10 protein-coding genes are annotated in these 13,632 nt (G+C 74.0%); 5 read left to right on the top strand and 5 right to left on the bottom strand.

Annotated features, from left to right (window positions below):
- Positions 1 to 460, top strand: a 460-nt coding sequence (locus IE294_RS44720; RefSeq protein WP_189895077.1) for an alpha/beta hydrolase, incomplete at its 5' end; no start/stop codon positions are given.
- Between the two features lie 25 nt (positions 461 to 485).
- On the opposite strand, the gene IE294_RS44725 is transcribed toward IE294_RS44720, so the two are convergent.
- Positions 486 to 773 carry a hypothetical protein gene (locus IE294_RS44725; protein WP_189895078.1) on the bottom strand — a complete coding sequence of 96 codons (288 nt, stop codon included), beginning with the start codon at positions 771 to 773 and terminating at the stop codon, positions 486 to 488.
- Between the two features lie 280 nt (positions 774 to 1,053).
- On the opposite strand from IE294_RS44725, the gene IE294_RS44730 reads away from it, so the two are divergent.
- Together IE294_RS44730 and IE294_RS49250 are read left to right on the top strand one after the other, a co-directional pair.
- Positions 1,054 to 3,309 (top strand): ATP-binding protein, encoded by a 2,256-nt coding sequence (locus IE294_RS44730; protein WP_189895079.1) that lies wholly within the window; start codon positions 1,054 to 1,056, stop codon positions 3,307 to 3,309.
- Between the two features lie 545 nt (positions 3,310 to 3,854).
- Positions 3,855 to 6,668 (top strand): AAA family ATPase, encoded by a 2,814-nt coding sequence (locus IE294_RS49250; RefSeq protein ID WP_189895080.1) that lies wholly within the window; start codon positions 3,855 to 3,857, stop codon positions 6,666 to 6,668.
- A 381-nt stretch (positions 6,669 to 7,049) separates the two neighbouring features.
- On the opposite strand, the gene IE294_RS44740 is transcribed toward IE294_RS49250, so the two are convergent.
- Positions 7,050 to 10,076: an AAA family ATPase gene (locus IE294_RS44740; RefSeq protein ID WP_189895081.1), complete on the bottom strand. Its 3,027-nt coding sequence runs from the start codon at positions 10,074 to 10,076 to the stop codon at positions 7,050 to 7,052.
- Positions 10,077 to 10,237: 161 nt separating this feature from the next.
- Positions 10,238 to 10,672: a hypothetical protein gene (locus IE294_RS44745; RefSeq protein WP_189895082.1), complete on the bottom strand. Its 435-nt coding sequence runs from the start codon at positions 10,670 to 10,672 to the stop codon at positions 10,238 to 10,240.
- A gap of 216 nt (positions 10,673 to 10,888) precedes the next feature.
- Between IE294_RS44745 and IE294_RS44750 the strand changes: the two genes are divergently transcribed.
- The gene (locus IE294_RS44750; RefSeq protein ID WP_229918109.1) at positions 10,889 to 11,464 is read left to right on the top strand and encodes a TetR/AcrR family transcriptional regulator; all 576 of its coding nucleotides are present in this window, start codon (positions 10,889 to 10,891) and stop codon (positions 11,462 to 11,464) included.
- Positions 11,465 to 11,980: 516 nt separating this feature from the next.
- Here IE294_RS44750 and IE294_RS44755 read toward each other — a convergent pair.
- On the bottom strand, positions 11,981 to 12,520 hold the full coding sequence (locus tag IE294_RS44755; protein WP_189895083.1) for a CGNR zinc finger domain-containing protein: 540 nt from the start codon (positions 12,518 to 12,520) through the stop codon (positions 11,981 to 11,983).
- A 118-nt stretch (positions 12,521 to 12,638) separates the two neighbouring features.
- Between IE294_RS44755 and IE294_RS44760 the strand changes: the two genes are divergently transcribed.
- Complete coding sequence (locus IE294_RS44760; protein WP_189895084.1) at positions 12,639 to 13,067, top strand: SRPBCC family protein; 429 nt, start codon at positions 12,639 to 12,641, stop codon at positions 13,065 to 13,067.
- Positions 13,068 to 13,172: 105 nt separating this feature from the next.
- Here IE294_RS44760 and IE294_RS44765 read toward each other — a convergent pair.
- A partial coding sequence (locus IE294_RS44765) for an alpha/beta hydrolase (RefSeq protein WP_189895085.1) occupies positions 13,173 to 13,632 on the bottom strand: 460 nt, incomplete at its 5' end.

Here is a 13,632-nt window from a genome sequence, read left to right on the forward strand (position 1 = left end):
CTTCCAGGCCCTGCTGGACGCCGCCGCGGCGGCCCGCACCGCCGCCGCCCGCGGCGAGGACCCCGGTGTCATGCCGGTGTTCCCCGCCACCGCCGAACAGGCCGGCGAACTCGGCGGCGAACACGGCATCGAGGGCTTCGACTACTACTGCACCTCACGCGGCGAGCACGAGCGGTCCGCGAAGTACTTCGTGTGGCAGAGCGTGGACAAGCTGGCCTCCTTCGACGCCTTCCACGCCGTCCCGCTGATCGGCCCCCGCCCCATCCTCCAGATCATCGGCGAACGCGCCGTCACCGCCTGGATGGCCGTCGAGGCACACCAGCGCGCCACCGGCCCCAAGGAACTGCACCGCATCGAAGGCGCCAGCCACGTCGACCTCTACGACAAGAAGCAGTACATCGACCCCGCCATCGACAAGCTCACCGACTTCTTCACCACCCACCTCGGCACCACGAGCTGAAGGGCGGCGAGGTGACCGGCCGGGGTCACACGGCGGCCGGGAACACGGAGGACTGCTCGGCAGAAGGCTCCCGGCCGCCCAGGCGCCAGACGCCGAGGCCGTCGCGGACGAGCAGGCGCATCTCGGCGGTGGCCTCCTCGATGTCGAGTCCGCCGCGCAGGGCGCGTTCCCGGCGGGTGCCGGCCCTGCGCAGGGCGGCCTCGCGGGCGACCTCGGCGTCGGCCGCCCCCGGGACGACGTAGAAGTGCTGAACCAGTCGGCCCCGTTCCGAACGGAACGCGAACCCTACGAGCCAGACAGTCCTGGTGACCATGAGAAACGCCCTTCGGGCAATACGCGAGGGCCACGATGAGCCGTTCGGCGCGGCCGTGTATTGCGCTGGTCGACGATGGCAAGGTCATTGACTCCATAAGTGTGCACAGGACACGCCGGTGCTGACATGCGTCACATGACTGTCGTCGTGACGATCGTCGCGGCATACGTGTCGTAGGGCCCCGGCCCCGCGGCCGGTGCCGGGGGCTCCCACCCCTGGACGGCGTGGTGGTTCCGTCCCGCCTCTTGCTTTAATGACCATTCCAGAACGGGGGGTGGGGATGGACAAGGCGGAGTTCGGCCGGCTGCTGCGTGCGGCGCGGCAGCGTGCGCTGCTGACGCTGGAGAGCCTGGCCGAGGCGTCCGGGGTGAGTGTGCGGGCCATCAGCGACATGGAACGGGGGCAGAGCCTGCCACGGCAGGCGACGCTGAGCGAGCTGATGGACGCCCTGGAACTCGACGAGGACGAGCGGCGGCGCTTCGTCGAGGCGGCGATGCGGCGTACGGAACAGGTCCCGCGGCAGCTGCCGCCGGACCTCGCGACGTTCCGCGGCCGGACGGAGGCGCTCACGGCCGTCCACCGACTCACCTCACACGTCGCCGGGCGCGGGGCACATGTCGTCATCTCCGCGATCGGCGGCATGGCGGGGGTCGGCAAGACGGCACTCGCGGTGCACTGGGCCCACCAGGTGGCGGACCGGTTCCCGGACGGCCAGCTGTATGTGAACCTGCGCGGCTTCGAGGACTCGGGACGGCCCCTGGACCCCGGGGCGGCCCTCGCCGGGTTTCTCGACGCGCTCGGAGTGCCCCGCTCCTCGATACCGCCCGGCACCGAGGAGCGGGCGGCGTTGTTCCGCGAGCGGGCGGCCTCCCGGCGGCTGATCGTCGTACTCGACAACGCGCGCGACGAGGAGCAGGTCAGACCGCTGCTGCCGGCTTCGGCGGGGTGTCTGACCATCGTCACCTCGCGCAGTCAGCTGTCCGGTCTGGCCGTGGCCGAGGGCGCCACGCTGGTCGGTCTGGACGTCTGGTCGCGCGAGGAGGCGCTGGCCGCGCTGGCGGCCAGGATCGGCGAGGAGCGGTGCCGGGCGGAGCCCCGGGCGGCGGCGGAGCTCGTGGAGCTGTGCGGGTTCCTGCCGCTGGCGGTGGCGATCGTGGGCGCGCAGGTGAGCGCGTCGCCGCAGGTTCCGCTGGGACCGGTGGTGCGCGAACTGCGGGAGTCCCGGCCGCGGCTGGACGCCCTGGCCAGCGGTGACCGGCGCGTCGACGTCCGTGCCGTGTTCTCGTGGTCGTATCGGGCCCTGACCCCCGGGACCGCGCGGTTCTTCCGGCATCTGGCCCTGCATCCGGGGCCGTCGGTGTCGGCAGAGGCCGCCGCCTCCCTCGCGGACGCCGGTACGGCGGCGGCCCGGCGGCACCTGCGGGAGCTGATCTCGGCGAACCTGCTGTCCCGGGACGCGGAGGGGCTGTACGTGCTGCACGACCTGGTACGGGCCTACGGCGCCGAACTCGTCGAGCGGGAACAGGACGACCGGCTCGGCGCCAGGACCCGTCTGCTCGACTACCTGCGCTACAACGCCCACTGGGCCAACCGGCTGCTGGGGCGCTCCGCCGCCACGTTGGTCGGACCGCCGGCCGAAGGAGCGGTGCGCGTCCCCCTCGACACCCGCGAGGAGGCGCTGGTCTGGTTCCGTCAGGAGGAGTCGACGGTCGCGGCGGCGCTGCGTTCCCTGGAGGACCCGCGGCTGCTGCGGTTCCGCATGAACCTCACGCAGGACTGGGTGACCTACTACTCCGTCACGGGCCGCTGGACGGAGGAGATCGAGACCAAACGCATCGGCCTGGACGCCGCCGTGCAGCTGGACGAGCCGGCCGCCGTCGCGCGGAACTCCGCGGACCTCGCCCGCGCGCTGGCGGAGACGGGCCAGGCCGACGAGGCCGACCAGCAGGTCGAGTTGCTGCTCGGGCTGCTGGACCGGCTGGATCCGGTGGATCGCGCGGCCACCGAGCGGAGCATCGGCTGGGTGCGGGGCCGTCAGCAACGCCACGTCGAGGCCCTGCACCATGCCCGCAGGGCGCTGGAGATCTACCGCGCCCAGGGGGACGAGGGCACCACGGCCCGCGAGATGAACGCGGTCGGCTGGTACCTCGCCCTCCTCGGCCGGTACGAGGAGACGATCGCCCTGTGCGAGGAGGCGGTCCCGCTGCTGCGGCGGCACGGCAACATCCGTATCGAGGCCGCGGCCCGGGACACCATGGGCTACGCCAGACAACACCTCGGCGATCTCGATGCCGCCGTGGCGGACTACCAGGAGTCGCTGCGGCTGTACGGAGAGGCCTTCGACGGTTACAACCAGGCCGAGGTGCTCGACCATCTCGCGACCGCGCAGAAGGAGCGAGGTGACCGTGCGGGGGCGCGGGAGAGCTGGCTGCGGGCGGCCGACCTGCTGAGCGCGATCCACAGTCCGCGAGCGGAGCGGATGCGGGCCAACGCCCACGCCCTGGACGCCCCCACCACACCCACCGAGCAGACCTGACACGGCCCGCATCGACGGGGCAGGGACAGGTGGTGCGGACGGCGGATGGCGGGCGACAGACGGCGGGCGGCAGGCGGGCTCGGCGCGGTGGCCGGCGTCGGTGGGCGGCGGTCCGCGAGCAGGCATGGGCCCGCCCTCCTCGGCGCGTGACGTCTGGGAGCGACGCATGCGCCCCCGAACGCCTCCGGGCGATGGCTGACGTCCCCGAGCGACGACTACGTTTTCCGAGCGGTACGTGACGCCGTCCAAAGCGACACGGACGCGAGCACCACGCGGCACCCTCCCAACGCTGGGTGACGTACCCTGAGCGGCGCGTGACGTGCTCCGAGCAGGTCCGGCGCGGCCCGCCCCGGGCGGGTGGTGCCCCGCGTGTCGCGACCGCTCGGAGGGACGCCGCCGCACGCCCGCTGCCTGGGGATTCGGCCCGCGGCGGGCAAGCTGCATGCCAACTGCCTGGTTCCGCGGCCTCCGCTCCAGTGGGATGGGAGCAGGCACGAGAGCGCTCCCTGGACGGGCGGGACCGCTCGCCCGAAACAGGGGGCACGATGAACGCGCAGACCAGGCTCTCCCCTCTCACCGCTGTCGAGGAGGCGCAGCCCGCGCTGTCGCTCGTGGCCCCCCGTCGCGGAGCACTGCCGGACGACCCCGGGCTCGTCGGCCGCGACCGGGAGCTGCGGGCGCTGGAGGACTTCCTGCGCGAGGCGAGGGCCCACGGAGCGGCCCGGGTGGTGTGCGGGCACGCCGGTGCCGGCAAATCGGCGCTGCTGGAAGCCACCGTCCAGGCGGCGGCGGCCACCGGCATGCGCGTCCTGCGCTGCACCGGCATCCGCGGCAGCTACCCGCCCGACCTGTCCGGCCTGCTCCAGATCGTCTGGCCGGTCCTGGCAGACCCGCACCGGCCGGACACCGCCGGGCCGCTCGACGCTCTGGAGAGGGTGCTGGTCGACGGCGCCCCCGCGCCGGGCGGGCCGTCGTGGCTGCCCTTCGCCGTTCTCCGGGTCCTGGAGTCGGTCAGCCGCGCCGGGCAGCCCCTTCTGGTGGCCGTCGACGACTGGGACGCGCTGGACTCGCCCAGCAGGGACGTGCTGGCCTTCGTCGCCCGGCGGGCCGAGGGACATCCGCTGGCGCTGCTGATGACCTCCCGTCCGCACCGCACGCGTCCGGCCTCCCTGGCCGGCCTCCCCGGGCTGCCGCTCGGCCCGCTCGACCCGGCCGAGTCCGCCCGGCTGCTGGCGGCGCGGCGTCCGGGTCTGGAGGCGCAGGCCGTACGCGAACTCCTGGCGACCGCGGCCGGCAACCCCTTGGCGCTGCTGGAGCTCCCGGCCGGTTCCGAGGACTCGTCGCCCTGCATGCCCGCCTCGTCCGACCGGCTGGCCTCCGCCCTGGCGCCCGGCGCCGCGCGCCTGCCCTCCGGGACTCGGGACCTGCTGCTGGTGGCGGCGCTGCACCCGGCCGGAGACCTCCCGCTGCTGCTGTCGGCGGCGTCGCGGATCGGGGGCGCCGAGCTGGACTTCACGGCGCTGGACCCCGCGGAACGCGCGGGCCTCGTGGCGTTCGACGGCATGCGGCTGCGCTTCGGCCACCCCGCGACGGCGGGGGCGGTGGTCCACGGCACCGACCCGCGGCGCTGCCGTGCCGCGCACGCGGCCCTGGCGGCCGTCCTGGCGCCCGGCTCGGTACAGATGCTGTGGCACCGGTCGCAGGCGGTCCAGGGGTACGACCCGGAGCTGGCCGGCCGCCTGGAGGCGGTGCACGGCCAGGCGCTGGAGCAGTGCGAGCCCCTGATGGCCGTCCGGCTGCTGCGGCGGGCGTCCGACCTGCACCTGCTGCCCGCGGACCGGGGCCGCTGCGCCCTCAGGGCCGCCCAGCTCGCCCATGTCCTCGGCCTGGAGCGCATCACCCGGACGATGGCGCACCGGGCACTGCGCCAACCGCTGGGCCCCCTGGGCAGGCTGTGCGCCGAGGCGCTGACCGGGACCGGTAACGCCGGGCAGCCGCCGGCCGACCCCGCCGCCTGGCCCGCGCCGGCCGGTGCCGCCGAGCAGGAGAACGCGCTGGAGCTGGCCCGGATCACGGCGCCCGCGGTCGCGGGCGACGACGCGCGCGCCGAGGCGCTGCTGGCCTTCCTCGACGGGATGCCGGACCTCTCGGACGACCCCCGGCTGCTGCACGCCATGGCCACGGCCGGCCCGGTGCGCCGTGCCACGACCGTCCTCGCGGGCGTGTCCGCCGTCCGGCACCTGGCGGACGTGCCCGTACGCGACCTCGAACGCCTGGGTGAGGCCGCGCTGCTGGCGGGTGACCCGCTGCGGGCGCTGGACCTGTACCGGCAGGCGGAGCGCCGCCACCGCTTCCACGACCTGTCCGACCAGCTGCCCCGGGTGCTGCTCCGACAGGGCCTGGCGCACCTGGCCATGGGCGACCGGGGCCAGAGCGGCCACGCGTTCCGGCGGTGCGCCGAACTCGCCGAGGCGTACGGCCAGGACCACCACGCGGCAGCCGCCCGCCTTCTGGAGGACCTCGTACGAGGTCTGCGCACCGGCGGCACGGTACGTCCGGGCAGTGCCGCCGACCTGGAGGCGGCCCGGGGCTCGGTGCGTTCGATCGACGCGGTGCTCGCGGTCGGCACGGCCTGTGCCCTGGTGGAGGCCGGCGAGTACGGGGCCGCGTGGCCGGCGTTGTCGTCCCTCCTGGCGGACCCGCGGAGCCACGCGGCGGCCCTGTTCGCCCTGATCCCCTTCGCGGAGGCCGCCGAGGCCGTGAACGCCTCCGAGGAGGCACTCGCGACGCTCGACCGGATCGAGGCGGAGCTGGGTGCCGAGTGTCCCCCGATGGTCGCCGTCCGGCTCGCGGTGGCGCGTGCGGTCCTCGCGGACGACCAGGGTGACCGGGACGACCAGGACGCTCAGGCGCTGTCCGAGCGGGCCTTCGCCGAGGACCTGTCCCGCTGGCCGTCGCTCGAAGCGCCGCTGCGTCTGGCCCAGGGCAGGCGGCTGCGGCGCCGGCGGCAGTTCGCCGACTCCCGCGCGGCGCTGCGCCAGGCGGCGGCCGGATACACCATGCTGGGCGCCGAGGCACGGCTCGCGCGGATCGCCGGGGAACTGCGGGCCTCCGGGGAACGGGCGGACGGGGGCGCCCCGGGCGTGTCCCGGCCGGCCGCGGCCCGCGATCTGCTCACCCCGCAGGAGCTGCGGATCGCCGAACTCGCCGGCCGGGGACTGTCCAACCGTGAGGTCGGCGAACAGCTCGGTCTCGCGCCGCGGACCATCGGCGCGTACCTCTACCGCATCTTCCCCCGCCTGGGTGTGACAGCGCGGGCCCAGCTCACCGAGGCACTACGAGACCCCCAGGCCGCCTGACCAAGCCGGGGTCCCCTCCCCGGGCACAACCCACCGAGATGCACCGGCCCGCCCCGGGACCTGACCACGACCGGGCCCCCTCCTCACGGGCACAACCCGCCAGGATGCCGCCGGGCCGTCACGCACCCCGACCGCCACCGGGCCCCACCCCTCGCGAGCCCCGCTCACCGAGACACTGCGGGACCAGCAGGCCCGCCTGACCGAAGCCGGGGCCCAACTGCCGCCGTCACACGGCCTGACCGCGGCCGGGATCCACTTCCCCCGGGCGCGGCTCACCGAGACACTACGGGACCGCAAGGCCGCCTGCGCGAAGCCGGCCCCCTCCTCGCGGGTGCAACGAACCGAGGTGTTGCCGGGCCCTCACGCGGCCGGGCGCGGCCGTCAGTCCGTGCCGATCCACGCGGAGAGCTGGGCGCGGGAGGAGACGCCCAGCTTGGGGAAGATCTGGTACAGGTGCGAGGCGACCGTACGGGGTGACAGGCGCAGCTGTTCCCCGATGGCCCGGTTGGTCAGGCCCCGGGCGGCCAGACGGGCGATGGTGAGCTGCTGCGGCGACAGCACGCGGGCGATGTCGTCCGCGCCGGACTGCCCGTCCCTGGTCTGGCCGGTCGCCCTCAGCTCGGACGCCGCCTGCTCCGCACGGGACTGGGCTCCCAGGGAGCGGAGAACGGACTCGGCGGTGGCCAGAGGCGTGCGGGAGTCGGTCACGCGGCGCCGGCGCCTGAGCCAGGCCCCGTAGCCGAACTGGGTCATACCGTGCAGCAGCGGCCAGGCGCCGGCTCCGGGTCGCAGCGCCCGGCGGTAGCGGGCCTCCGCCTCGTCGTCCGGGGCGAGGACCGCGTCGGCGTACTCCAGGATCCGTTGCGGCATGGGTGCGCGCCCCGCCTCGGTCAGGACCGTGACGTGCTCGACGACGGTCCTGGCGTCGGTCTGCTCCCCGGCGGGCAGCGCCGCCTCGGCCAGGAAGGCGAGCCCCCACACCTGCTCGAAGGCGTACGGCGCCGCCGGGTCGGCGAACAGGGAGCGCAGCCGGGCGTAGGCCTCGACGTACCGGCCCGTGCCGGACGCGGTGAGGGCACGGGCCAGCGTGGCCAGGTTGAGCTGCCGGTTCTGACCGAGGCGCAGGGAGGCCTCCTCGACCTCCGCGGCGTACTCCAGTGCCTTGTCGTGCTGTCCCCGCAACGCCGCGATGATGGCCAGCGTGCCGGTGGCCCTCGCCACCCAGTCGGGCTGCCCCGTCCGGACGGCGATCATCCGGCCCTCCTCGGCCAGCGCCTGGGCGGTGTGCCACTGGGTGCCGAGCCAGATCTGGCCCATCGCCCTCGGTACGAGGAGCTGCGGCAGCCGCCCGTACCGGCCGCCGGCGCGAACGGCCGCCTCCGCCTCTTCGAGCAGCGGCGCCGCCCGATCGAGGTCGGAAGCGAGGACGGCGACCTGGCCGACCAGATGCTGCTCGTCACCGTCGCCGCCGGCCGGTCCGGGGGCGGAGTGCGGTGGCTGCGCCTGCGGCAGTGGGAGGGCGGCGGTCAGCGCCATGACGGCGACGTCCCGTGCGTCCCGGGGCCCAAACCTCAGGTCCTCGAACGCCCGCAGGACCATGTGGCGTTCGCCGGGGCCTGCCTGCTGCCACCAGCACCTGCGTGCCGCCGCGTGCAGCAGTTTCTGTGTGAGTGCCGGGTCCTGCGGGGCGACGGCGCGTGCCGCCTCGCACAGTTCGGCGATCCGCTCCCGGCCGACCGCGCTGTTGCCCGGCAGCAGATCGTGCACCCACAGCAGCAGGGCCCGTCCGAACGTCCCCAGCTCGCTCGGATCGATCTGGCGGGCGTGCCGGAGCGCCTGGTCCGTCAGACCGTGGTCGCAGGCGAGCTCGGCGGCGCGCAGCAGCCGGGCCGCCCTGCGCTCCGGGTCCGGGGAGAGACGCGCGGCGCGGTCCAGTGCGGCCAGGGCCACGAGCACGGCGGTGCCCGGACGTGGGCCGGCCGCCAGCGCCTCCAGCCGCCGCGCGAGTTCCTCGTCGGGGCCCGCCACGCACTGGGCCGTGTGCCAGGCGGCGTGGGGACGGCTGGTGAGGCCGCGTCCGAGCGCGTGATGAGCGGCCAGGCGCCGGGCCGCCGACTCCAGGCGCAGCACGGCCGGACGGACCAGCGGCTCGGGGAAGTACAGCCGCCCATTCTCCTCGACGCCCTCCTCGACGCCCTCCTCATCGAGTTCCGTGGCCCCGCCGGCCCCGGCCCCGGCCCCGACAGCCCCAACGGCTCCGACCGGTTCGACCGGTTCGACGACCCCAGCCGGTCCGACGCCCCCGACCGACTCGGCGACCAGTCCACGGGCGATCGTCTCGGCGAGCCCGGCGCGGGCCGCCCGGCCGCTGCCCAGCAGCGAGGTGCTCGCGCGCAGGATGTCCCGGGTGACCGGTGAGGCGCTCAGCGCGGCGGTGAGCAGCACGGTGCGGGCCGGTGCCGACAGCCCCTCCACGTCCTCCGCGTACGCCTCGGCCAGACGGGACGTCGCCGGCAGCATGCCGAAGCCCGCCGCGTCGCCGAGATGACCACAGTCCAGGGAGAGTTCCGTCAGGGCGAGCGGATTCCCCCGCGCCACGGCGAGGACGAGCTGCTCCTCGGCGTACCCGGTGGCCCGGCCGGCACGGGTGACGAGTGCGCGGGCCTGGGGGGCGGGCAGGCTCCCGAGTGTCACCGCCGCTGCATCCGGAAGGGGCAGGACCTCGGCGGCGGCGCGCTCGGCGACGATCAGGCCCACCCGCGTCGCGCCGCAGAGCCGGGCCAGAGCGCGCAGGGTGTCACGGCTCGCGCCGTCGAGCCGGTCGAGGTCGTCCACGCACAGCAGAACGGGCTCCGCCGCCGCGGTCAGCAGGCGCATCACCGCTGCGGCCAGTTGAGCGGGGGCCGGCCCGGCCGGTTCCGCTGGGGCCGACGGAACCAGTCGAGCGGAGACCGGCCCGGCCACAGCAGAGGTGCCCGGCGCGGCCGGTTCACCGGTGTCCGGCAGAACCGGTTCACACATACCCGGTACGGCCGGCTCACCGGTACCCGGCACAGCCGCGCCGCCGCCGAACGCGGCGTCCAGGAGGGCTCCCTCGCGGGCCGACAGGCCCGTGCTCCCTGCCAGGGCGGGACGCAGGAGGCGGTGCAGCGCGGCATGCCGCAGTCCGCGCTCGCCGGGTGCCCACGCCGTCGACAGCACACGTATGCCCTGGCGGCCGGCCGCCGCCGCGGCGAAGCGGATGACGGCGGACTTGCCGGTGCCCGGCGCGCCGCTCAGGTGGAGCGCCCGTCCCTCGCCGCGGGGCAGGGCCGTCAGCAGCGCGGCCACCATCTTCCGTTCCCGCTCCCGGCCGAGCAGGCCGGTGCCGTCCGAACCGACGTCGTACGAGCCGATGTGCGCGCTCATCCCCTGCCCTCCCACACTCCCCCGGCGCACCGCGGGTGCGTCCGCAGCCGTCCTCGCGCGCGCGTGCTCACCTCCCGCACGCGCGTCCACCGCCCCTTCGCATGTTGTCCGCCCACACCCTCACCCGCATCACGCATATGTGCCAGAACCAGGACGCGTGCTCACTCACATGTCCGCTCGTCCGGGAACGCGCTGTCCCCGCCCGCCGCCGCGTAGAGGTCGCGGATGCTGACGTCGGCTCCGAACTCCAGACGGCCGAAGACCCAGTCGATCGGGTGGCACTCCCGTGCGCCGGGCAGCTCCACGACGATGGGGACGGCCTCGGGGCGGGCGGCCGGGGCGTGCCGCCAGGCTCCGCCGATGTGACGCGTCAGGATCTCGCCGACGTAGCAGCCGAAGGCGACGAGGGATTCCGCCATGTCCTCGCCGCTCACGCCTTCGGCCCGGAAACCGTCGACGATGTCCTCCACCAGATCGATGCTCTCCGGACTGTAGTCCAGCTCCGCACCGCTGATGTCGGCCGCCGCCGCGACGATGGCAGCGGCGTGCCGGGGCGCGTTGGCGGGCTCCAGCGGGGGGTTCAGGTGCAGCTGCATGTCGGTCCTCGGGCTGTTTGCCGTCAATGGCGTCGAGGCTAACCGCACAACACCCGGGGGGACATGCTCACTGCCCGGATCGATATGGAACGTGGTGGTCCGGGCGTGCGGGACGAAGGTGCCCCGCGGTGCCATGTTTGCAGTCGATCGACTCATGCCGTGGGTGGCCGCACCTGTCAGAGTCAGGCCCGACGCAACCCACGAAAGGATCTCAGTGTGGCACGTTCTCGCGGATTCGACACCGACGCGGCAGTGGAGCAGGCCATGGACCTGTTCTGGAAGCAGGGCTACCGCGCCACGCCGATGCCACGGCTGACGGAGCTGCTGGGAATCGGCAGCGGCAGCCTGTACGCCGCCTTCGGATCGAAGGACGGTCTCTACGCCCAGGCCTTACGACGCTACTGCGAAGGTCTGGTGGCGGCGCTGGACCGGGACGTGCGGGCGGGGGACGACATCCGCACGGCCTTGCGGCGGTTGCTGCTGTCGATGGTGACGGCGGATGCCGCCGACCCGGAACGTGGCTGCCTGCTGGTCAACGCGATCGTCGAACGCGCGGCCCACGACGGCACCGTGCAGCAGGTGCGCACGGCCATGACCGCCATCGAGGCCGTACTGGCCGAGGCGCTCGAACGCGCCCGGGTGCGCGGAGAGCTGTCCGGCGAGCGCAGTCCGGTGGAAGTGGCGCGCTTCCTCATCACGTTCATCCAGGGCCTGCACGTCATGAGCCAGGCGCGCGCCGACCGGGCGTTCCTGGAGCCGGCCGTCGCCGCGGCCCTGCGGGTTCTCGACTGAGACCTCGTGGCCGTCGGTCATGTCGTCCCCACCCGGTCCCTCCGGTCCCCGAGCCGGCCCACGAACGGGACGGGCCCGTCGTCCCTCCGTTGCCGGGCGGCAGTCAAACGACTGATCCCCCGCAAGGCCCGCGGCTTCGACAATGAGGGCACTGGCGACATCGGGGAAAGGAACCGCATTCTGTCCCCGGTGGCCAAGCAGGCGCGCTGGGGGTCAGCCCGGACGGGCGGGCCGCCACCATCATCGCCACCAGCGGTGTGCCCGCCTTCGCGCCGGGCTGGACGAAGGGCGTCGGCGCCGTCGAGGCCCTGGTACGGGCGTTCGCCGCCGTCATCGACCGGGTGCGGAAACGCAGGAGAAGCAGAGCTGGATGTTCCAGACCGAGAACCGGGGCTGAGGGACCACGGGGACGGTCCCGTACCCGGGGCTGAGGGACCACGGGGACGGTCCCGTACGAGGGGCCGTCCCGCATGAACACGTGTGCCCGTCTGTCGGGGCGCGTGACCGTCACTGCTGTCACTGTCGGCGACGTGCCCGCAGGGCGGCTGCCTTGACGCGGTTCCCGCAGGTCCGCATCGCACACCATTCCCTCCGGCGGCCCCGGGAGCGGTCGAGGTAGACGTGTGTGCAGTCGGGGTGTCCGCACTCGCGCAGCAGCGCCGCGTCGGGGCCCGCGACGATCTCGACCGCCTCGCGCGCCAGGTCGGCCAGGGCCTGGGCGGCCGTACCGGAACGGCTCGTGCCGCCGGGCCGCAGGCACAGGGCCACCGGCACCCCGGCCGCCCGCCGGTTCACCGCGGTGACCGCGCCGGCGGGAAGGGGGGTGCCGATGAGTCGAGCCCGCACCAGCAGGTAGATCGCCTCCCGCAGCTCCAGGGCCGCGCGCAGGTCCGCGCGGTCGGATGCGGGCCGCTCGTCGAGCAGCCCGGATTCCACGAACCAGGAGTCGAGCAGCCCGGGGGAGCCGATCCGCTCGATCGGGACCGGCGCACGCCGCTCCTGCAAGGTGCCCACGAAGTCGAGGGTGGGCGTCCCGCACGGAAACACATGTCTCACATGATCCTCCTGACACAGGTAAGGGACGCCCCTCCAGGGTAACCACCTTGACAGGTGACGCGGGACCATGGGAATCTCTCGTCACCGGTCAGAACAGTTACTTCTTGGTGAGGAAACCATGGCAGTCGTACGGTTCCATCTCGTCTCCACGCTCAGCCCTAAGGACGTGCTGGGAGTGCTGACCGACTTCGGTCCCTCCCGGGCGACGGCCTGGCCGACGATCGACGCCGAACACTTCGAGGTCCACGGCCTCGGCGACACCTGGGCCGAGGTCACCGAAGGCACCGCCGCCGCCTGGGAGCGCGCGCGCTACGACTGGCAACCGGACGGTGACACGGTCACCATCACCACCCTCGACTCCAAGCTCTTCGGAGCCGGCGGCGGCTGGGTCTTCCGGATGACCCCCGAGGGCGACGGCACGCGGGTCGACGTCGAGTTGACGCGGCAGCCGAGCACCTTCAAGGGCAAGATGCTCGCCTCGCTCCTCCCCCTCGCCGCCCCTTCGTCCCTGCGCAAGTCCTTCGCGGGCCCTCTCCAGGCGAAGTGAGCCGCCCGCGGGCCCGGGAAGACCTCATACGGATGGCGGGTTCGCATGCCGAAGGGGCCGACAGCACGTGCTGTCGGCCCCTTCGGCGTGTGAACCGGCGCCGGCTCAGCCGGCCGCGGTGAGGTGGGTGGTGAAGAAGTCGGTGAGCTTGTCGATGGCGGGGTCGATGTACTGCTTCTTGTCGTAGAGGTCGACGTGGCTGGCGCCTTCGATGCGGTGCAGTTCCTTGGGGCCGGTGGCGCGCTGGTGTGCCTCGACGGCCATCCAGGCGGTGACGGCGCGTTCGCCGATGATCTGGAGGATGGGGCGGGGGCCGATCAGCGGGACGGCGTGGAAGGCGTCGAAGGAGGCCAGCTTGTCCACGCTCTGCCACACGAAGTACTTCGCGGACCGCTCGTGCTCGCCGCGTGAGGTGCAGTAGTAGTCGAAGCCCTCGATGCCGTGTTCGCCGCCGAGTTCGCCGGCCTGTTCGGCGGTGGCGGGGAACACCGGCATGACACCGGGGTCCTCGCCGCGGGCGGCGGCGGTGCGGGCCGCCGCGGCGGCGTCCAGCAGGGCCTGGAAG

The organism is Streptomyces canarius (genome assembly GCF_014650735.1).
Classification (GTDB): domain Bacteria; phylum Actinomycetota; class Actinomycetes; order Streptomycetales; family Streptomycetaceae; genus Streptomyces; species Streptomyces olivaceoviridis.